We start from the raw sequence: 20,799 nt of genomic DNA, 5'->3' as shown, positions 1-20,799 counted from the left end.
TCACTCCTTCACCTCAAGTGGTGGATTCACTCGTGATCCACTCGCGTTCTAACATCACATAGACCACGTGGTCGACGTAGCGATTATCCACCCATTCTACATCGCGGCAAATGCCCTCCTGTACGAATCCGATCCGCTCTGGAATCGCTCGACTCTTACGATTTTCAACGGCTGCTCGGATTTCCACGCGATGAAGCCCGTATTCCTTGAACAATGTATCGGTGACCGCTCGACACGCGCGCGTCATAATCCCTTTTCCCTGTTTGTCGTGACTCAGCCAATAGCCAATGGATGCAGATCGGTTTGCCCAATTCACCCCGTGACAACCAATCGCACCGACCAGTTCGCCGTGATATAAAACACCTGCCTGAAATCCTTGATTGGACGCGAATTGCCGCAGTGTGGACTCAATAAAAGCCAATGTGTCCGCAACTGACGTCGTCGCATCGACCCACGGCAGCCACTCCCGCAAATACGTACGCGAATGGTCCGTGAGGGCGTACATTTTCTCAGCATCCCGAATTTCCAGTAGTTTCAGTTGAATTTCATCGTCGACGCGCAGACAAAACACGCTGGTTCTCCCCTTATCCAGCCAAAATCCATTTCGCGATCACCACATCAACTTCGCTGGACCCCTATGCATAGATTGACCCTACTGTACCATAAATTGGCGGTTTTCGGGTAGAACGACATCGTTTCGGAACTTTGGAGGATAATTCGCGGGGACGGGCGCGTGAAGGGCGGCACATAGAGCAGATTATCTGCGCTATCTTCAGATTTTCAGCCAGGCCGGTCGGTATAGGGCACGCAAAATGCCCTATTGACCCAAAGGCCGCCCGATAAAGGCATAAAACCAAGGATTAGCGCAGTTTTCGTGTCTTATGGGCGTCAAAAAACACCTGCGTGTCTTAATAAGACATTCTGCCGGATAGTCCCACTCGCCGTGGCACGATGCTCCACCGCCCTTGCGCCACGTCCACCCCTATCAAGCCTCTATGGGGCCTTCCACTTCGGCATGGTTGGCTGCCTCTGCATTTCGCTGTTGCATGCGACTATAAATGCTGGCCAAAATTGCACCCGAAATGTTGTGCCACACACTAAAGATGGCACTGGGCACAGCAGCAATCGGCGTGAAATGTGCCTTCGCAATCGCGACGCCAAGTGCCGAATTCTGCATGCCGACTTCCAGCGATACAGCTGCTCGCTTGGGCAGATCCATCCGGAGCAACTTCGCTAAAATGTAGCCCAGGGTGAAGCCGCACACGTTATGTAGCACAACTGCGGCAAAGATGAGCAACCCGGTCGCGGCGATTTGTTGGTGACTGCCACTGACAACCCCCGCCACGATCGCGATGATGGCGATGGCGGATACCAAAGGCAATACTTTCTTACTGGCCGTAGCGGTGCCACGGAAAAAGGTCTTTACGATTAACCCCACAAGAATCGGAAGAATGATGACCTCGACAATTTGCCAGAATAGCGACAGCGGGTTGACGGCTACCCATTTACTTGCAAACAAAAGAATGAGTGCAGGGGTCACAATTGGGGCCAACAAGGTCGATACGGAAGCAATGGAGACCGCGAGGGATACGTCCCCTCTGGCCAAGAACGTCATGACATTTGAGGATGTACCACTTGGGCAGCTCCCCACCAAAATCACACCAACTAAAATATCCGGCGGCAACCGCAGGGCCAAACAGATTAAAAACGCCAATAGCGGCATCACCACAAAGTGGCTAGCCACCCCTATCGCTACATCCTTGGGACGGCGAAACACCTCTTGGAAATCCTTCGGTGACAGCGTCAATCCCATGCCAAACATGACGACACCCAATAATTCCACGGTGTATTTGCCGAGCCATTCAAATCCACTTGGCGCAATAAACGAAATAATCGCAAATAACAAGACCCAATAAGCGAACGTTCCTCCAACAAATCGGCTAACGCTTTCAAGAGCTCTGATAACCATCAATCCTCCCATGATTTCTTCATAAAACATAGTAGTACAAAAACCTGAAAATTCAACAAACAATTTGCATCCCCATCACAGAGGGTGCGGGCGCATAAGCCAGTTGGGGATCGCATAAATAGTGCCATGAAACGTCAACAGAAACCGAACTCGTCCTTGCTCTGGTTCAATATCAACTTCTCCATCGTATTCGCCATTTTGTTCCTACTCACTGGCCACCCGCTTTTATCGCTCGTTGAGGTGGCCTGTGGGCTTTGGTGCTTAGCACAAACCAAACGACAGTAATCGGCCGGGCCATCAAGACCAGCGTGTATCCCCGGCCGATGTCACTGCCTTATGCATCAACTTCGTGTTCGCATAGGGCATCTCCACCGGTTGGAACCCGAGTCGCTCATAAAATCGAATGGCTCGCCGATTGTTCGTCTGCACGCACAATTCCACGCCAGCTAGACCACGTGCCCTGGCGGCTTCCTCCAAATACCGCATCACTTGTTTGCCGAGTCCCTGTCCTTGAATGTCAGAAGCGATGACCACCGTATGCAAAAACATCACATCTTGGCGCTCTGAGTAGGTAAAAAATCCAGCTAAGCCGTCCTCCGTTTCCAAGACTTTTGTGGTGGCTGACGGATCGAAAATCTCGTCCGGGCGAACACGGCGTCCCCATGCGGTTATCAGGATATCGTCCATTTCTGCAGCCGCCAGTTGCAGCAAGCGCGACTTGTCGTCCTCCCTCATGTCGCGGTATTGGACAGGCAAAGCGGGGCGGTCACTCGTGCTGTTCGGTAGCTTCGTCAAAATCTCCGGCTGCCCGTCTGTGATGACGATGGTGTGCTCGAAGTGTGCGCAGAGCGAACCATCTGCGGTGACATCGGTCCAACCATCCGACCTGCAGAGCGTATAGCGAGTCCCCATGCTCACGACTGGCTCAACGGCGATGACCATTCCCTCGCGCAGACGCGGGCCGCGACCCGGTGGGCCAAAGTTGGCGATGATGGGATCTTCATGCAACGACGTACCAATCCCATGTCCGTTGGCGTGACGAATCACGGCATACCCACTATCCTGAATCATCTGGCCGATGGCATAAGAGATATCCGAGCAATGGCCACCCGGCCTCGCGCATTGGATACCCGCCGCTAAGGCTTGCCGAGTCGCTGCGACCAATTGAGCTGCCTGCGCCGGCACGGGTTCGATGATATGTGTGTACGCGCAATCGGTGTGATATCCCGCGTACTCGATGCTGATGTCAATTTTGACAAGATCCCCTGGTTGAATCGCGTAGTCGCCAGGAATGCCATGCCCGACTTCCTCGTTGATGGAAATACAAATGTCCCCCGGAAAACCAAGTGCATCCCGAATGGACGATTTCGCCCCCGCCTGTCGAATTTCTGCCCCGGCAATCGCGTCCAGTTCGCGCGTCGTGATGCCGGGTTGTATGGCATGACGCAGCACTTCGTGGACCTGCGCATTGATTTCACCGCATTGCCGCATGTTGGACAATTCCTGTTCGGTTCTGGTGTAAATCACAGAATCCGCCCCTTTCATAGGCATTTATATGAACTTCCTATAAGCCGTGGAAACGGGCAGATATAACCTGGGCATTCGTCGATGCAACACATTCCTAAACGGCATCTCTATACACTAATACGAGGGGGGTTCTGTATGTCGATTCGGCCCATACTTCAGGGCGATATCCAAGCGTTGCGTCAAGTGAGCGATCCGGTCACTGCGTTCGACCAAAAGTTAAAACAAGTCATCGACGATTTATCAGACACCGTGACTGCACATCGTGGACTCGGTCTGGCCGCACCACAAATCGACATTCCAATGCGGGTGATTGTCGTCGATGTCGGCGCCGGCGTGCAGGTGTTCGTGAACCCCGAAATCGTGGCGGCAAAAGGCGAAGTAGACGGGTACGAATCTTGTCTGAGCTTTCCGGATCACACCTTGAACATTCGGCGCCCACAGCAAATCACAGTGCGCGCGCAGGACGCAGACGGGCGGGAATTTTCGCTAGAGGCGACGGATTTGTTGGCGCGGGTGATTTGTCACGAGGTCGATCACCTCAACGGCATCCTATTCATGGATTACCTGTCGGAAGAGGAAATGGTATTGCAAGCCCTCGGCCTGTTGCTCGACGATGACGATGAGACAGCCGAAACGGAAGAAGCGTCCGATGACACAGATATCGAGACCCAGGCAGAAGAATACGCGCGCCAGCAAGAGCTGCAATTGATTGCCGACACCTTAGCAGAGCTCTCGTGGAAACTGACGCTATCGCTCGAGATGTTGCAAGATTATCGCGCACAACTAGCGGGCGACATCGATTGGAATCGTCTAGAGGGATGTAACGACGCGTTAGAACAACTGATTGAAACATTGGAGGAGAATTTGTCTCATACACCGCGCTGATGTCGCGCATCCTGCCCAAGTATCGAGCGGTCACAAACCAGCAGGGCGACCGAAAAGCCGGCGCCCTGCTCGACGTGATGCAAAAAGTCATGAATTAGGGCTTAACTGCAGCAAAGAGCGCCCGGTTCCCATGCAGATGAATGCAGGCCGTTTCAAAACCAACCTGACGCAACCAAGCGAGATGTTCGTCAACCAGGACCGGATAATCTCCTCGATTCAACACGATCTCGCGATGCGCCGCAAAACTGTCGCCTTCGTGGGCCGCTACCTCCGAACCGTGCAATTTATCCTGACGCTGCCACACCGTCTGGAACACCTTGTACAACCCTTGGGTTTCCACCTGCAAACGGTCGAGCAACAAAAAGATGCCGCCGGGTTCAAGTACGTTGAATGTGTATTGATACACCGACTGCATCTGCGCTTTCGAGAGATGGTGCAACGACTGAATTGCAATCGCAAATTGATATGGGTGCTTGGGGAGTTTCAAGGTCTGAATGTCTCCCAAGTCGTGTTGAACCGATTCGAATGTATTCGGATAATCGGCTAACCGCTTCGCAGCTAATTGCATCATCGCTTGCGAGTTGTCCACGCCGACGACCGACGCCTGTGCAACTTTATCAAAAATCAGCTTTTCAACCTTACCCGAACCATATCCAAGGTCCAAAATCCAATTTCCAGGTTGATAGCCGTCTGCGAGAATCGACACCAAAATATCGAGCTGTTCCGAACGCAGCGGGTTCCAGGTTCCCCCTTGCTCGTCCCACTGCTTGGCCGTATCTGGATTTCCCCAATTTTGCGTCATACGGATTCCTCCTTCGCGCGCACTGCCAAACCACGCTGCGCTGGCGATGTATGCCAACATGATACACGAAGATTCGCCAGTGCGCGTTGGGGAACCATACATTTCAGCCTAAATAGACTCCTACATAGAATATCAACCGTCCTAGAGCGCGCTTTCTCACGAGCGGAGGTATGTCTCCAGTTCCGCCAATCCAGCTTTTGCACACAGTTCGTCCTGTTCGCCTGTGCCGCCCGACACGCCAATGCCACCCGCTACGCGCCCTTCAATCAAGATGGGCAGCCCACCTGCGAAAATCGTCAAACGATTCGTATGGACGATGCCGTGCAACAAAGCCGGATTCTTTTCAAGCATTGGATACCACTGTGACGTCGGCATGCCAAATGCGCTCGCCGAGTACGCCTTATTTTGTGCGATCTCGCCACTCAAAAGCGGCGCATCATCCATGCGGATAAACCCTTTCAAGTTGCCCCCATCGTCGACGATGGCCACATTCACAGACGTTCCCAGGTCTTGTGCGCAGGCGCAAGCTGCTTCGAGCATCTTCACGACAATGGGTTGTGAAATCGCCGGTTTATGAAAATAGACGTTCAAGTGTCCCCCGCCTCCATCGACACACAAAGGTTGCTCCTAGGATACGTTTTGCACGCCAGCGTGTAATTCAACACGCGTTCCTCGTCAGGGAGCACCGCTTTCGAGCTCACCCCTCGTTCAAAGCGCCCAGCCTGTACCTTCACTTTGCACATGCCACATCCACCACCACGGCAACCAAACGAAATTTTGATACCCTGTTTGCGTGCGGCGTCCAACAAGCTCTCTTGGCCGTCGCACGCAAAGACGGCGTCTTTCCACTGTCCGTCGACAATTTGAACCGTAAACACCGAGGAACCTCCTCTCAAGCGAACCGAAGGTCGACAAATTTACCAGACCGGGTCTCCCTTTAGACCAAACAACGTCCTGCCATATGCAGCCATCGAGTCCTCATAGAGGCTGTTCGGGTGCGCCGCAACGGCCAGGATGTCTCGTGTGAACAATTCCACAGGATCGCCCTTGAAGATAGCGGTACCCCCCAATGTCAGCATCGCGTTCACAGCGATGTTCGCGGCCGTTTTCACGACTTGGCCCCGCAACGCGAACAGTTCCTCGCGCTCGACGTCACTGACCACTGTTTTTCCTTCTTCCTGCCAGCGTTCCAACTGCTCAATATAGCGACGGATAAGTCCTTCGGACGCTTTCTGTTGCATCGTCATCTCGGCGTACAGCCGTTGGCTTCCGGAGGATTCTTTTTCTTTCGATCCGCCCTTAAACACGCGCACCCTCCGCTCGGTCCGCTCATGGAACAGGGCCAGAATCCGATCCACCCCGCCGAGGGCCACCACAGGGAACCCAAGCAGGAACAGCGGCATGAAGGGCATTCGATAAATGGGATCCGCTTCGTCATAATCGCCACCCGCAGGTTTGCCGGTCGAAAGCAAACGGCCCGCAGGAAGAATTCGATGCAAGGGGACATAGGCGCCGTCGACGCGGACACCATTGCTGCCAGAACCGCGAAGGCCTAAAGTATCCCAGTTGTCGACGATAGTGTAGTCGGATTTGGGGACCGCAAGCACGCAATACTCAGGCCCATCTCCATCCGGAAGTTCCATCATCGCGCCGAGGCCTACCCAGTCGGCCCACAAGACACCGCTGCAAAAATTCCATTGACCATACAGGCGGTAGCCATCGCCGTCCTTCTCCACTCGCCCAATTGGCGCCACGACGTCCGCCAGCAGAACGTCGCCGCCGAGGATTTCCTCCCGTCCCTCCGGTGGAAGATTCGCGGCCCAGATGTCATGCGCAGAGTAAAAGTACGTCAGCCAGGCGGCCGGGATGTTATACCGGGCGACTGTGCGGATGATCTCGGCATATGTGTGTAAATCACAAGGAATTCCGCCAAATCGCTGGGGCTTCATCAACTTGTGAAACTCGGCATCGCGGATAGCTTTGGCGATGTTATCGGACAATCGAGCGTTCTTATCCCCCGCAAACGCCTCTGCTTCCGCCAATTTGCCGACTTCTTCCGCCCTCGCCAAAAGCGTCGCCACATCCACTCGCGCCTGTTTGGTCAGTGTCTTGGCCAATTCGATACCCCCCTGTTCAGTCGAATCCAATCATCAGGTAAGCGCCTTCATGTAAGACTCTTCAATCAGCATGCGGCGGTGATAGAAAATCCCGTGCATGATTTTATCTTCCGTCCAGGTGATGGTCGGAAAGTCCGGGTACGTAATGTAACCGCTTGCAAATGCTTCGTTGCGATTTCCGGACGGATCGAAGAAGTAAACCGTCTGTCCCCTGGTCATTGCGTGGCGCGTAGGCGTTATCTCCACCGTCACATCGTGTTTTGACAGAATATCGGCCGCCTTCAACACGTCGTACCAGTGCTCCACATAAAACGCGGCGTGATGCAATTTTTTGTCTGGGCCTTTGATAAACGCCACATCGTGCGGTTTGCCGTTGGCAGCGTACATGAAGCTGCCCACCATATCCTCGCCGTCGACCGAAAGCACCTGCTCACTCTGGTATAACCCCAGCGCCTCCGTGAAAAAACGCGTAACCGTTTTCACGTCCTCGCCAGTTAACAAGACGTGGTCTAACCGATGCGGTGCAATCCCGCGTAACCCATCTGGCCACGGGTGTGGATTTAAAACGCCGACTTTCGTACCAAGCTGTTCAATCTCGCTGTACAGCTCCACTTGGTGTCCCGTCGGCAATTCGAACCGAATCGCCTCGCCCTCACCCAGCCGCGCGCCCTTCGAGATGCGTTTGAGTGTACAGCCAAACTGCTCAACCTTTTTCTCAAACTCGCTCAGGTCATCTTCCTTTTCCACCTTAAACGCGAAATGATCTAATCCAGGCGAGTCCGCTTGCTGAAGAATCAGACTATGGTGATCCCACTCGTCCCACGCCTTCAGGTAAACCTTGCCTGCTTCTTGCCCAACGACGTCCAGGCCGATGACATTGGTGTAATAGTCGACTGCGGTATCGAGATCCATCACGCGCAACTGTGCCCTGCCAATTCGCATAATTCCCATCATGAGCACCCCTTTTGCTGAAGTAATGCGATGTACCCTTATGGTAAGACTCCTTAGGATTTTGAGATACAAATCAATCAGTTGATTCTGTCCAGCCAGGTCACTGCGTTTTTGGCACGAACAGTACGGAATATTTCATCCGCCCGATTCGAACCGCGCTGGACACCTATCCAGTACCGACCAAGGCGAAATCGCATTGGCTAGCTGTGAAAGGGTGGAAAATATCATGATGATGAACGTTTTAAGGGCAATGATGAATGGCGCATCAGCACTATCCAGCCATACACCGGCCGAGGAACCGACCGAAGAATCAATTCAATCCGAAAACCCAATGGACGCTCCAATCGACGAGAGCGGTACCACGCCCACACCGCATATCGAGGAAGATTCTCCCCACGGGGCACAAGTTGCGCCCCAGCGACCAATCCCTCCAAACACATCACACGTCCCCGTGCAGCGTGACGGCACGAGCGGCGACCCAGGGAAGCGACGAGGATTCTTCTCATTTCTCACACGAAAAAAACCTGTAAATAAGGGGATGCAAGGGCACGTCCAACGCCCTCCAATGCGGCGTCCGGGGCTAGCAAATCAATCGTCTATGCGCCCACACCCTCCGCAAGCATTTCACCACAACCCAAATCACGCGATTGATCCCTATGCCCGCCCGCATCACCAAAGACCAGCAGCGCGTTGGACGCCAGGTCAACCTCCCTTAGTGGGGCAGAGCCAGCCACCTCGTCGCGTCCAGCCGATATACCCAATGCCTCGAGGTAGCGCACCGTTCACAGGCCATCCGGTGCACAGGACACCGCAAGGGTTGCCCAGGCGTTCCCCACAGCATCTTCCACCGCGCCCAAAGCGTCAACCTGGGCCTCACCCGTGGCTCTAGAAAAAAGGACAGACGGCCAAGGCCGTCTGTCCCCGAACGTGTACCGTTTGTCGTCCAAAACAACCCTTAAGACTCTTTTCCTGCAGATACGTGAATGTCCGTTTGCTGGCGAGCGGAGACCTGAACAGCAATCTCTATCGCGCGCACAATCGCATCTAAGGACATACTGGGCGCCTCTTTGTCTACCACTTGCTCCGGCAAGAACGGAATGTGAATAAAACCGCCCCGAATGCCTGGGTACTCTGTGTTTAACAAATGCATCAGCCCATAAAACAAATGGTTACAGACATACGTCCCTGCCGTATTCGAGACTGATGCAGGAATCCCCGCGTCCTGTAATGCGCGAACAATCGCTTTAATCGGCAGCCCCGTCCAATAAGCTGCAGGGCCGTCAGCGACAATGGATTCGTCAATCGGCTGATTTCCCGCATTGTCTGGAATCCGCGCGTCATCCACGTTTATGGCAACCCGTTCCGGCGTAATATGATGCCGCCCACCCGCTTGGCCGACACAAATCACAATATCCGGTCGGTTCGCGGCCATCGCTTGTCGCAACGAGGCAATCGAGGCGCCGAACACCGTAGGGATTTCTACTGGAATGATGTGGATAGTTCCCAATTCATCCTCTATCACACGCCCTGTTAAGCGCTTGATAGCCTCCAGCGCCGGATTGACTTGCTCGCCACCAAATGGATCAAATCCTGTGACCAGAACTCGCGTCTCCATATTATCATGCCTTCCTTGATGAATTGTGTACGTTGCTTCCCCTCAAGCGCCTATGTTCATCTGTATCATCGTGCGACGAGGTACATGATGACGATGTTCACAGCCAACAAGAGAATCGCTGTCGGAACCTGTGCCCGAATGACGTGGTACTTACTTTTTAAATCCAGTAGCGCCGCGGGCACAATGTTGAAGTTTGCCGCCATAGGCGTCATCAACGTACCACAATAGCCGGCAAACATACCGATGGCTGCGACCCTATCCGCATTCACACCGAAGTGCTGAATGATGAGTGGGATGGCAATCCCTGCGGTCATGACAGGAAATGCGGCGAATGCATTGCCCATAATCATCGTAAACAAAGCCATTCCAACACAGTAGGCAAACACCGCCCAGAAAAGCGAGTTGGCGGGAATAATGTGATCTACCGCACTCGATACCGCTGTCCCGACACCGGCACTGTTAAAAATTGTCCCGAGCATCGCAAGCATCTGTGGCAACACGGCCGCCCAGCCAATCGACTCCAGCAGCCGCCTCGACTCTTTAACAGAGGTTAACGGAGAGGATTTGGTCATCAGCCAAGCGACAATCAGTGCGATGGCAGTTCCCACCGCCAGCGAGACCATCGTGACATTGGACTGGTCAAAGATAAAGCGCCCAGCCAGTTTGTGGCTGCCGACCCCTTCCACACCTGCCACCGTGAGCAACGGAATCAACAGTGCCGGCAAGAACAACCATCCACCTAAACGTTTCCGGTTCTTCTCGCGCTCTTCCCGCGGCGCTTCACCGTAGTGGCCTTTCTGCACTCGATTGAGTCCAGCGAGGACGACAATCGCAAGGACAATCAGGCCGATGTAAAACGGAGGAATCACTTTTGCGCACATCAAGGTGACAGCGTAGAGAAAATAGAACAGCGCGGACGAAATTCGGCGAGGATTCTTCTTGTCGAAGAATGTATAGATACTTCCGCACAGTGTGATAATTCCGATAAAAATATAAACTGCTTCAGTTGAGATCACCAAGGTTCGCGCCCTCCTCTGTGCTTGTCGTAGATGTGCTCTCCCCTGTCATGCGCCGTTTGATTCGCCTATCCAGCAAATACAACCGAATACAATGAATCACAAGCGCCGCTGCAGCCGTCGGAATGGCCCACAGTCCCATATCAATCGGCGTTGACTTAATGTGGTTCTGATCAAAAAATCCTTTCATTAATAACACCGCACCAACGGCGATAAAGATGTCTTCGCCGAAGAATACGCCGATATTATCGACCGCTGCGGCATGCGCGCGAACTTCCTGCTGCGTATCTTCCGGTATTGAGCCATACTTTGCTTCCACGGCCCCTTCGGCCATTGGCGCAATCAACGGACGAACCGTCTGTGCCGCGCCGCCGATAGACGTGATGCCGAGTGCAGCAGTCACTTCCCGCAAAAGCAGATACAACATCAGAATACGACCCGTCGTAGCCGCGCGGATTCTACCAATCAGCCGCTCAGCCTGTTCGCGGAGGCCGTGCCTTTCGAGCAGACCAATCACAGGCAGCGTCGCGATAAAAATGGCCATATAGCGGTTGGTCTCAAATGCTTCTCCGAATTGCGTGATGATACTGTATAAAGATTGATGCGCGATAAGTCCCGTGACCAAACCAGCAACAGTAACGACCAACAAGGGGTTTAACCGAATGAGAAACCCGACGATGACAACTGCGACACCTATTAAAACCACCTGTGTCACTCCTTTGTAAACATAGTCCCTAGACTTGTTTCTGATGTTGGAATCCAAGTTGTATTGAGCAAATCTCTGCTGCTTGTTTCACTTGTTCGATAAAGTCTGGAATCACTTCAGGAGTGAACCGAGCTGTCAGACCTACCACACTAATTCCCGCCACAATTTCACCACGGTGATTGAATATCGGCGCAGCGACGGCGGAAGTCCCATCCAAGAGCTCAGAATGACTAACGGTGTACCCCTGTTCTCTGGCCTCAGCAAGCACCCTTCGCAATTCGCTGACATCGGTGATGGTGGCATGGCCGACTGCGTGAAGTTGGACATCAAGCAAGTACTGCTCCTGTTCTTCCTTCTCCATATACGTCAACAAAATGCGCGGACAAGCACCGGCATAGAGCGGAACTCGAAGTCCTGGGCGCTCATTGTATACGCGGACCGGATGCATCGTATTAACCTTTTCGATATAAACCGCCTCATACCCATCCCGAACAATCAAATTCACGGCTTCGTCTGTGTCATCACGCAAGCGCGCCATGACAGGCAAGGCCAATCGTCGGACATCCAAGCGCTCACTGACCAACTGCCCAAACTGCAACAGCACCAAACCAAGGCGATACTTTCCGCCTTCATCTCTGGAAAGGAACCCCACTTCTTCTAACGACCGAACCATTCGATAGACAGAGGTCTTAGGTTGTCTGAGCCGCTCCGTCATCTGGTTCAGATTCAAGTGAGCTTCCTTCAAAAACAAATTGAGAACTTCAAGAGATTTTACAACAGTTTGATTTTGGCTAATTGAGAATCCCCCTTCCATTCCAACATGCGGAATTTCTATTTCAAATATTGAAACTTATCACGAATTTTAATTTATTTTAATAATGTTTACAAGCATTTATGTTATGTTTATTGACAAACTGGGCGAATTCTTGTCATGTTTAAACGAAATCTGTCATCGCAAAGAGGCGTACACTGCACCTCAACCTTCGTCTCAACAGATGCTAACCAGTCCACGACCGCTTCATTGACGACGAGATGCGCGTGGGCACACTGAGCCAACTCCACCCCATGAACCGTCTCGTCATTGACTTCAGTGATAATATCGGCCGTGATAAATTCCGGAAACCGCTCTGCTAGGACATTCGATGTTTCGCCAATGCGGGTCTTCCAGGTGTGCGCAATACTCCCATTGGACAACTCCACCGGAAAATACGCTGGATCAAAATGATTTCCCCATCGCCGATACGTGTTTAACCACATTCCATTGTCACGCGCCACCTCCGCATCTGCATCCAACCGAGCGGTTACATATTCGCGAAGGGATTGATAGGCACTCCAATGTACATCGCGCTGCGTACCCGGCTCACGCCAAATCGTGTACATACGGGCACTCGGAATCCAATACGAGACTGGAAACCGCGGTGGACTGCTATACCCACTAAATGGTTGAATCCATTCGTGGGAGGGAATGCCGTGGTCATCAATAGCGACGTCCGGCGTCCACCGATTCCAGATTTTTTCATATACACGACTTTCGCCAAATATCGTATCAGCCCGAAAGCGATAATCCTGAAACTCGAGTCCACACGCATTGTACCGCGCGGCGTGCAGCTTCCAAGTCGGATGCTCGTCTGCCATACGCTCATGCAAGTTCGCGCCGTCGGCGTTTTCCAGCGGCACGACGACCAAATTGACGCGTTCGAGCAACGTGCGCTCCTGAGACAACGATTGGATGAGCTGCAAAGCTGCGTTGGTGCTCGATACCTCATTGGCGTGATGCCTCGCGTTGATGAAGAGCGTCGGTTTGTACAATGCATGCTTTAGTGGGGAAGAAATCGCCATTCGCTTCCTCACGTCGTACAGTTCCACAAACCAAATGGGTTCACCAAGAAACGAATAGTCCAAGCACAACGCGCGTCCCACAATCATCTCTTGGTGTCGTGCCAACCATCGCCTGACATCGCGATTGACGAAGATGTCGCGATGAAGTGATTTCGGATAGGCCAGGACTGCCGGATTGTCATCGTTGGCAGGGGCAATGTAGGCACCTGTTGCTGCGTTGAGCCACATGTGACACGCACGCTCCACCGACTCATCCATCTGCCCCTCAAAGACAAACGATTGCCCGATTTCAGACCACGTGATGCCCACTACACGTGCGCCAGCAAACACGCCACGCGCAAAGGGAACGATGGTCTGGGGAGATTTATCTATCGTACACCGGACTTCAGCACGCGTAGGGAACGCATACAATTGAACTGTCGCGTGTGGCTCAATAGCCATTTGCGCGTGCATAAACGGCAGAATTCCGCCTGGGGCATCCCACGTCACATCGCCTATCTGCCGGCCATGTTCAGAGAAGGCATGAAGTGTGTAAAAGTAAATATCCTCATGCAGCGCCTCGAGGCAAGAATTGACCTCCTCCAGATATGGAATCTTCTCATCCTCGGCATCCATCCATACGTCACACTGCAATTGCATAAACTTCGGAGCATCTGGATGTAAGTCTTCGCGCTCTTCCACCTGTCGTACAACAGCTTGATACCACTGCCAAAACAGGAACGCACTCGTGTCAAATTGGCGGGAATTCCAAACGTCCGCCGCTTGTCCCACCTGCGTCCCACAAAAAATTCGACAACCTGCCGAAGGAACGAGCACGCGTCCAAGCTCCGGCTTCTCCGGCATATACACCGCACTCCTGGCCCAGCCTTCCCACACCCACTCGCCAATGGGTCGACCGTCGATTGCGTAAGCAATCACTTGAAACATCGGAGCATGATCGCTGTCGTTCAGGCGCAATTGAACTTGCTCCAGGGCAATCCCCAATTCGGACGAGATCATCGCATCCCCCGGATATAGTTCCTGGAGGAAGCGATAAGCGTGATCGATATGGGCAACCTCAGGGCGAAAGGCCCTGGCTGCAAGCTCCACCCGGTGCACCCCTGTGCGTTCTTTCAGTTCTGGCAGGACTTCGTGCATAAGCCAATGCAATCCAGACTTATTGGCGTTGCGGTAGACAAACGAAACCCGCACGCCGAACTGCTGGTGCAACTTCGACTGCAAATCACTAGACCATGTGGCAAACGAGGGGGTACTTACCGTCGTCGTCACCTCAATCGCCGCCGCTTCAGGCATACCTTCTTCAGCGACCCCCGCAAAAAACGCCTCCACATACGATGCGATTTCCGCCAGTTCACCATCCGCTCGCCAATCAGTGGACCACACAGGCGCTCTTTCTTCGACGCGCACGACATTGCTATCCTTCGGCCTACGACGCAACTGCAAAAATCGTTCCCACATCGCCAGTGGCTGACCGAGTTGGACAGGGAGCACAATCTCGCTCACCTCGTGACACGCCAGCACCTGATACAAGCGCATCGCCAGTTGCGCCCGTTCGCGAAGATCCGAACTTTCGCTTTGCAACATAGCAAATCGCTGGCGCCACGTATCCGCTTCAAGCACGTCCACTTCATCAAACCATTCATCCATCATTTTCCGCACAAGTGCAATCAAGTGTCCTTTACGTGCGGAGATTTGAAGCGTCGGAGCGCATGAACCCGGCGTCAGTTGCACAGATTGCTGTGGCCCGTCCGCTATCTGAGCAACAGAAATGACTAAATCGGTCTCCTGGGATTGCCTCGCCTCCGGGGTACGCGTCATCGGAAAACAGATACTTGCTGCTGATAGCGACAAGCGACAAGCGAGTTCGATTGCAGCCACTGTCTCTTCAAAATCCGAACAGACGACGTCAAATAGGACATTAAGCTCAGGATGCAATTGTCGTGGTGACGTACGATAAACTCCTTGCTTCGTAAACAGCGTATGGAGAGATAAATCGCGTTTAGCGCCCGGAAACTGACCTTGCATTCCGGAACCCTGTACAGAGGGGGAGTTCGGAGGGACGAACGTGAGGGATTGATCACACTGAATCCCGTCCCCAAATCCGTCTGTGACCAGATAATGTGCGGCGTGGAGGACGCACTCAGGCGCCGTCCCTGTGACGACAAGCGTCGTCATTCCTAGATCCTGGTATCGATAAAGCGCACCATGATGCGGCGGTCCCATCTGCAAAGACTGGACAATCGGTTCTGCCTTCTTCCCAAGCACTTGTTTGAGCCAGACTGCATCACTGCCAATAACGAGTTGAATACCAGTTTGAGACCCATCATCTGTCGAATCAGGATTCGCTGTGTCGAGTTCGTCAAAAATAAACAGGGCGTCAAAAACCGGTTGCTCCAGTTCGACGAGATGAAACCCGATTCGTGACGCCACCTCAATCATGGCTGCAGTCTCCCACAGTGTACGCTTGGACGGAACGGTCACTCGCCTGAACAGGCGCGCTGGCACGCGTCGATTGTGCGCTCCGACAAAAATCCCGTCCGTACTCCAAAGTTCCTGCATCTACAGCGCCTCTCATTCCACTATTCGGAACGACAATTCCGATTATTCAATATCTACTCATGGTAAGAGTTTGAACCGTAGAATACAAGAGACGGTTCATAATTTGCATCGGGACGCAAATCCCCATGCGACCATGTTGCACGATGTACAACAACCCCTCATTTCATCGAATCATTTCATCGCACGCCTTGCGCTTGCGCGATAGTTTCGCGAACGATTTCCTCCGCCGGGCGACTCGTCGCAAGCCACAGGCCCTGTCCAGCCCACAAGGACATGTAATCGAAATCTCCCTGCTGCGCGGCAGCTTTTCGAATCCCCTGTGTCAACTGATTCTGAATCGAGTACGGAGGAATCTTGCCACGGTAACGACGCGTTCTTTGTAGCACGAATGCGCACGACTTTCCGGACAGGCGAGAAATGCGGTTCCCATCTGCACAGCAGACGCGCCTAACACTAAGCTGGCCGCGAGTCCTCGCCCATCCAAAAACGTTTTCGAATCGGTTTTAACTGTTCATTCATTTGCCTGATTTCATCCGGATTGGCAACCACTTTTTCCGGAACAAACAGGTTCATTGCAAAAGGTCGGTTCGTGCCAGCCTGTACGATTGGGTACTGTATCTGAAGTAACTTTGTAAATCGCGTGTCCATCGATTCCCCTCCGAACATACATTTGCTACCAAAGCACATAAAGTTCAGCGCTGCGGCGATTATTTCACCCAAAAGCTGGATCAGCGATGGCAAACATGACATCCCGCTGCCCCGGCAACTTCGATCCCCCAAGGAGCATGACTGGCGACACCCTCTGCTCTTGGAACCCGTGTGACGCTAACTGATTAGCAAAAGCTATCTGATGACTTGGCACGTCCAACCGCACTGGTCCATCAAAAGCCGCTGCCATCCGCTGCACGAGCGCCAGCGCTGTCGTATTCGTCTTGGCCACCAGCGGTCCAATCAACAAGCACGCCCCGCGACAAACAGCGATGCCCATTCCCTGTAAAGCACCCGTCGCATCGCGAACCACATAACCATCTTGCATCTGGGAAAACAGCGTGTGAAATAATGCAGACCTCGGCGCACCAAAGGCGACATCATCCATCCGAATCACTTCCGCCAGGTCCGCTCGTGTCATTTTGGACATCCCTGCATAATGTTGCAGCGCATCGTCTGAATCTGCGCGATCTCGCTGATAACGATAGACCTGCCCCACCGTTTGAAACCCGAGCGACGCATAGAGTGGAAATCCCTCCGATGTCGCCACCAACGTCACCTTTGTATCAGTCTTTGCCACCTCTGTGAGACACCGTTCGACCATACGCCTGCCCAGGCCTCGCCGCTGAAACGCGCGATCAACCATGACGACACCTAACGAGGAGAACGACGTGTCATATGTATAAATACCCGCACTTGCGATAAGCCGACCCTGTACGCGCTGACCGAACACCGTGCCCCCTGCCGACAGCAAAAGATGCGCTTGTTCGGGATGAAAACGCCAACCGACAGCTTCAGCCAAGGCCTGTAGGGCAAGCGCATCTTCCGGCTTCAATCGTTCAACCTGTGAATGGCCCACCATCAGAACGCCGCCTCCTAACTAGTGGATCCCTGCGGGCATTTGCGTGAAGTATCCCATGCGGCGATAGATAAACGAGTCTGCCTTCGAGAAACCCAACCGCCTCCACATCGCTTCCGTACCGGGTTCCGGGCAACACGCTAACCATCCGTGGTAGCCACACGCCTGACTGTGGTCGATGGCGGCCTCAACAAGGCACTCCTGAATTACGTGCATCGCGGGAAATCCAGTCTTTGTCACATTGTACCGTGGATGAACCACCAGGTGATCGATAAAAAAGCATCTTTGTGTAGACAAGGTCGTTCCGCAGACGATTCCTACGGCGCACTGCTCATAGAACGCGACGGCTACCTCCGGAAATGGCGCCAGCCGATGTTCGGCCGCCCACACATCCGAGAGAATGCAGCCCAGATTGCAATCCACCACATCCCTTTCAGCCCGCGTCGCCCAACGACACGTTATGGCACATAGCTCTTTGCGCATGAAATGCTCGGAAAGCCAACGAACTTCGATAGCATCTTTATGAATCGCTGACGCATTCATCCCTATCTCCACCATTGACACCCCGTTCTTCCCACATGCTTTGGATTGTCCTTTACATACGGCGAGATAACTCGTGCATCGCGCGCAGCCAATTTTCCCGCGTCGCTGACGCAGCCTTCTCTGCATCCCGCTGTTCGAGCGCCTGTAAGATGTTCTCATGTTCAGCAATCGATTCGTGCGATAATAACGAGTCCTCAAAGAATACGTACTTTAATCTGCGCGCGTGAAGTTGAAGGGTCGAAATGAACGACGAAATGTATGGATTGTTTGTACGCTCGACAATCGCATTGTGAAATTCGTCGTCTAATTCCATCGCCTCGTAAGACGACTTGCGACGCAGTGCAGTTGCAAATTGTCTATTGACTTCACGCAACTGCCCGATAAACTCCGCGGTCACCGACTCAACAACCAGCTCCGCTGCAAGCGATTGCAACGAAGCCAAAGGAGGATAGATCTTTCGGATGTCCTCCCTCGAAATGGCCGTAACTCTTGTGTCCCGCCCGCGGTGCATCTCGACGAAACCTTGCAATTCCAGTGTTTGCAGTGCTTCTCTGACGGGCGTCCGGCTCACGCCAAGCGCCTCGGCCAACGCGCCATCGCTCAACTTTTCCCCGGGCTGGAGCGTACCGTCGACAATCCAGCGTTGAATCTGCTCTAATGCGCGATCTCTTGCAGAGACGCGTTCAGGTCGTAAATAACCTTCCGGAATTGGCATGATGACTCCCCTTGTCGTTCTGTTGTATGTAATATATTACATTCATATATGAACAGCAAGCAGGATCAGGATAGATTGTATGTCGCGTGCTGACGCGGCGTGACGCCGTATGTCATAGGTGAAACGTCACGATCATGGACAGCAAATAAACAGAAGACAACTACATCATTGCTTACGAAACCAGCTAATATGTTGTCAAGTGAAAAACTCTCGATTTGGCCAAAATTCGTTATATGTATCCGGGCGCATCAAATAGACCCAAATACAATAGGGTTTTAATGGTCTTTTTATTTCGTTAGCCGGTTATTTCTGGGCTAAATGACTGACGAAAAGCCTCTCTCTTCGAGAGGATTGCAAATATGGTGTGAAGCAGTTTATTCACACAAGCAATTAGCGCCACTTTGTTTGCTTTCCCTTCCACTCGCTTTCTGTCATAAAAGACTCTAAGTCGTACATTTGCACCTTTTCTTAACCCGCATTGAACCGCCAGAAATAAAGCCCTTCGTAATCGTTTTGAACCTCGCTTTGTGATTCGATTTTCCGTCGATTTGAATTTACCCGATGAAAAAACGCTTGGGTCTACACCAGCAAACGCGACAAGTTTTTTTGCACTATTGAATTGTTCTATATCGCCGATTTCAGCTAGAACGGTAGCAGAGATTTTCTTCCCGATACCTGGGATGCTCTGAAGCAACGTGCATTCTGACAGGTTATTCGCCAGGGTGTCAATTTCTTGTTCAATGTTCTCCAAATGCTCCTTATACTGAAGAAGCATATCGGCCATCATATTTAATGTGAAATAATAGCTGTGGTGAGAGAGTGGAACGGTGGGGCTGTTGGCAGCAGCCGTTTGCAACAGTTCCGCTTTGTTTTGCGCCCAAGACAGGGATTTTGAGCGATGGTTCATGTCCATGATGTCCTCTGCTATTTGGGAGGGATTCGTTTCAAGAAAATCTGTAGGTGTTCTATATTTTTGAATAAGCTTTAGCGATGTAACTGAATACAAATCACTAAAAACCCCTACGTATAACGGAAATACCTGATCCAAGATAGCTTGGAAGTTCAGCTTGGCCTGAACATACATCGTCGTAATTGCCTCATGCTGACGTGTTAAATGACGAAGATTCAAAATCTGAACATCACGACGTTTGAAAGGCTCAAACTCCTCCTTGTAATAGAGATCAGCCAAGTGACGAGCATCAGCCAAATCCGTTTTCAACTTTCTCAATTGCGATTTTCTCGCTCTTTGAGAAATTAAAGGATTTACGACAAACACTCGATATTCATTTTGCTCTAAAAACTGAACAACCGAGTTGTGGTAATGCCCAGTTGCCTCTAAAATCGCATCAGGACGCTCTCCAACGGCGTTCTCCACATCTCGTAGATGACTCAACAGGGTTTCAAAACCCTCCTTGGTGTGATTAAAGCTAAAATCTTTTCTAAAGGGCTTTCCTTTCTGCAAATAGATACATGCTTGACTCTGGCCCTTTGCAACATCAATTCCAACTACGGACTTCATTTCCATAAACCTATACCCCAAACAATGCCGGCAACCCACAAACTATCGTAATTTCATAGCTTCGCATGTGATACGGGCTCCTACAGTCCCAACCAGCTCAAACATGATGATTACGATAGTGGGTGAACAGTTTTTTTAACGGGATCGTATCCCAAGCCGTGCGCCGTTCTCCCCGGCTACCATGATGTTATATCAACCATTGCTGGTTAACCTGATAATACGAAGCGGTGCGCATCTTCATGAACGACCGGAAATAAGGTACCAATTCATCGACTGATACCGCTCCAAATTTTCGGTTGAGAAGATGTGCAAGATGTTGGATGTATCTCGGAGCGGGTATTACGCGTGGCGCAGGCGCCCGGAGAGCGAACGTACCAAACGCCGAAAACGAATCACGAAGCGGATTCACCAGATATTTGTGAAGTCCCGTCGACTTTATGGCAGCCCCAAAATCACGCAAATCCTGCGC

Annotated in this window: 21 protein-coding genes; 1 reads left to right on the top strand and 20 read right to left on the bottom strand. The window is 52.3% G+C overall.

Annotated elements, in window-relative coordinates:
* Positions 1-13: 13 nt before the first annotated feature.
* From J3482_RS16590 to map, 3 genes are all read right to left on the bottom strand, one after another.
* Positions 14-571 (bottom strand): GNAT family N-acetyltransferase, encoded by a 558-nt coding sequence (locus J3482_RS16590; protein WP_021298660.1) that lies wholly within the window; start codon positions 569-571, stop codon positions 14-16.
* A gap of 414 nt (positions 572-985) precedes the next feature.
* The gene (locus J3482_RS16585) at positions 986-1,963 is read right to left on the bottom strand and encodes a bile acid:sodium symporter family protein (protein ID WP_206919071.1); all 978 of its coding nucleotides are present in this window, start codon (positions 1,961-1,963) and stop codon (positions 986-988) included.
* 303 nt (positions 1,964-2,266) lie between these two features.
* Complete coding sequence (gene map / locus J3482_RS16580; protein ID WP_206919062.1) at positions 2,267-3,496, bottom strand: type I methionyl aminopeptidase; 1,230 nt, start codon at positions 3,494-3,496, stop codon at positions 2,267-2,269.
* 135 nt (positions 3,497-3,631) lie between these two features.
* Between map and def the strand changes: the two genes are divergently transcribed.
* Positions 3,632-4,381, top strand: a complete 750-nt coding sequence (gene def / locus J3482_RS16575; protein ID WP_021298656.1) for a peptide deformylase — start codon at positions 3,632-3,634, stop codon at positions 4,379-4,381.
* Between the two features lie 94 nt (positions 4,382-4,475).
* On the opposite strand, the gene J3482_RS16570 is transcribed toward def, so the two are convergent.
* The 17 genes from J3482_RS16570 to J3482_RS16490 all read right to left on the bottom strand — a co-directional run.
* Positions 4,476-5,183, bottom strand: a complete 708-nt coding sequence (locus J3482_RS16570; protein WP_206922761.1) for a class I SAM-dependent methyltransferase — start codon at positions 5,181-5,183, stop codon at positions 4,476-4,478.
* Positions 5,184-5,339: 156 nt separating this feature from the next.
* Positions 5,340-5,774 (bottom strand): GlcG/HbpS family heme-binding protein, encoded by a 435-nt coding sequence (locus tag J3482_RS16565; RefSeq protein WP_021298654.1) that lies wholly within the window; start codon positions 5,772-5,774, stop codon positions 5,340-5,342.
* Entirely contained in the window at positions 5,771-6,061 is a 291-nt protein-coding gene (locus J3482_RS16560) for a 2Fe-2S iron-sulfur cluster-binding protein (protein WP_021298653.1), read from the bottom strand. Before J3482_RS16560 ends, J3482_RS16565 begins: the two co-directional genes overlap by 4 nt.
* Before the next feature lie 39 nt (positions 6,062-6,100).
* Positions 6,101-7,300 carry an acyl-CoA dehydrogenase family protein gene (locus tag J3482_RS16555; protein WP_021298652.1) on the bottom strand — a complete coding sequence of 400 codons (1,200 nt, stop codon included), beginning with the start codon at positions 7,298-7,300 and terminating at the stop codon, positions 6,101-6,103.
* A gap of 33 nt (positions 7,301-7,333) precedes the next feature.
* The gene (locus J3482_RS16550; RefSeq protein WP_206919057.1) at positions 7,334-8,254 is read right to left on the bottom strand and encodes a catechol 2,3-dioxygenase; all 921 of its coding nucleotides are present in this window, start codon (positions 8,252-8,254) and stop codon (positions 7,334-7,336) included.
* A 952-nt stretch (positions 8,255-9,206) separates the two neighbouring features.
* The gene (pcp, locus tag J3482_RS16545; RefSeq protein WP_206919049.1) at positions 9,207-9,866 is read right to left on the bottom strand and encodes a pyroglutamyl-peptidase I; all 660 of its coding nucleotides are present in this window, start codon (positions 9,864-9,866) and stop codon (positions 9,207-9,209) included.
* Positions 9,867-9,931: 65 nt separating this feature from the next.
* Entirely contained in the window at positions 9,932-10,885 is a 954-nt protein-coding gene (locus J3482_RS16540) for a DUF979 domain-containing protein (protein ID WP_206922760.1), read from the bottom strand.
* Positions 10,869-11,588, bottom strand: coding sequence for a DUF969 domain-containing protein (locus J3482_RS16535; protein ID WP_206922759.1), 720 nt, complete (start codon positions 11,586-11,588; stop codon positions 10,869-10,871). Before J3482_RS16535 ends, J3482_RS16540 begins: the two co-directional genes overlap by 17 nt.
* A 28-nt stretch (positions 11,589-11,616) precedes the next feature.
* The gene (locus J3482_RS16530; protein WP_206922758.1) at positions 11,617-12,402 is read right to left on the bottom strand and encodes an IclR family transcriptional regulator; all 786 of its coding nucleotides are present in this window, start codon (positions 12,400-12,402) and stop codon (positions 11,617-11,619) included.
* An 89-nt stretch (positions 12,403-12,491) separates the two neighbouring features.
* Positions 12,492-15,986: a M14 family metallopeptidase gene (locus tag J3482_RS16525; protein ID WP_206922757.1), complete on the bottom strand. Its 3,495-nt coding sequence runs from the start codon at positions 15,984-15,986 to the stop codon at positions 12,492-12,494.
* A gap of 176 nt (positions 15,987-16,162) precedes the next feature.
* The gene (locus J3482_RS16520) at positions 16,163-16,372 is read right to left on the bottom strand and encodes a hypothetical protein (RefSeq protein WP_328702735.1); all 210 of its coding nucleotides are present in this window, start codon (positions 16,370-16,372) and stop codon (positions 16,163-16,165) included.
* Positions 16,373-16,439: 67 nt separating this feature from the next.
* Positions 16,440-16,634, bottom strand: coding sequence for a hypothetical protein (locus tag J3482_RS16515; protein ID WP_206919697.1), 195 nt, complete (start codon positions 16,632-16,634; stop codon positions 16,440-16,442).
* A 64-nt stretch (positions 16,635-16,698) separates the two neighbouring features.
* Positions 16,699-17,556 (bottom strand): GNAT family N-acetyltransferase, encoded by an 858-nt coding sequence (locus tag J3482_RS16510; RefSeq protein WP_206922756.1) that lies wholly within the window; start codon positions 17,554-17,556, stop codon positions 16,699-16,701.
* Between the two features lie 18 nt (positions 17,557-17,574).
* A complete protein-coding gene (locus J3482_RS16505; protein ID WP_206922755.1) occupies positions 17,575-18,096 on the bottom strand; it encodes a hypothetical protein in 522 nt (173 codons plus the stop codon).
* A gap of 52 nt (positions 18,097-18,148) precedes the next feature.
* Positions 18,149-18,811, bottom strand: coding sequence for a GntR family transcriptional regulator (locus tag J3482_RS16500; protein WP_206922754.1), 663 nt, complete (start codon positions 18,809-18,811; stop codon positions 18,149-18,151).
* A 295-nt stretch (positions 18,812-19,106) separates the two neighbouring features.
* Positions 19,107-20,330, bottom strand: coding sequence for an IS110 family RNA-guided transposase (locus tag J3482_RS16495; RefSeq protein ID WP_206922762.1), 1,224 nt, complete (start codon positions 20,328-20,330; stop codon positions 19,107-19,109).
* 187 nt (positions 20,331-20,517) lie between these two features.
* A partial coding sequence (locus tag J3482_RS16490; protein ID WP_206922753.1) for a hypothetical protein occupies positions 20,518-20,799 on the bottom strand: 282 nt, incomplete at its 5' end.

The organism is Alicyclobacillus suci, assembly GCF_017329615.1.
GTDB lineage: Bacteria > Bacillota > Bacilli > Alicyclobacillales > Alicyclobacillaceae > Alicyclobacillus > Alicyclobacillus suci.
Note: the sequence above shows the minus strand (reverse complement) of the source record. Positions and strands in the feature narration are given on the sequence as shown.

Coding starts and splice junctions, on each gene's coding strand:
- J3482_RS16515 (WP_206919697.1), bottom strand. CDS start 16,634: ATGGACACGCGATTTACAAAGTTACTTCAGATACAGTACCCAATCGTA.
- J3482_RS16505 (WP_206922755.1), bottom strand. CDS start 18,096: ATGAATGCGTCAGCGATTCATAAAGATGCTATCGAAGTTCGTTGGCTT.
- J3482_RS16525 (WP_206922757.1), bottom strand. CDS start 15,986: ATGCAGGAACTTTGGAGTACGGACGGGATTTTTGTCGGAGCGCACAAT.
- J3482_RS16550 (WP_206919057.1), bottom strand. CDS start 8,254: ATGATGGGAATTATGCGAATTGGCAGGGCACAGTTGCGCGTGATGGAT.
- J3482_RS16570 (WP_206922761.1), bottom strand. CDS start 5,183: ATGACGCAAAATTGGGGAAATCCAGATACGGCCAAGCAGTGGGACGAG.
- pcp (WP_206919049.1), bottom strand. CDS start 9,866: ATGGAGACGCGAGTTCTGGTCACAGGATTTGATCCATTTGGTGGCGAG.
- J3482_RS16495 (WP_206922762.1), bottom strand. CDS start 20,330: ATGAAGTCCGTAGTTGGAATTGATGTTGCAAAGGGCCAGAGTCAAGCA.
- J3482_RS16500 (WP_206922754.1), bottom strand. CDS start 18,811: ATGCCAATTCCGGAAGGTTATTTACGACCTGAACGCGTCTCTGCAAGA.
- J3482_RS16530 (WP_206922758.1), bottom strand. CDS start 12,402: ATGGAAGGGGGATTCTCAATTAGCCAAAATCAAACTGTTGTAAAATCT.
- J3482_RS16510 (WP_206922756.1), bottom strand. CDS start 17,556: ATGGTGGGCCATTCACAGGTTGAACGATTGAAGCCGGAAGATGCGCTT.
- def (WP_021298656.1), top strand. CDS start 3,632: ATGTCGATTCGGCCCATACTTCAGGGCGATATCCAAGCGTTGCGTCAA.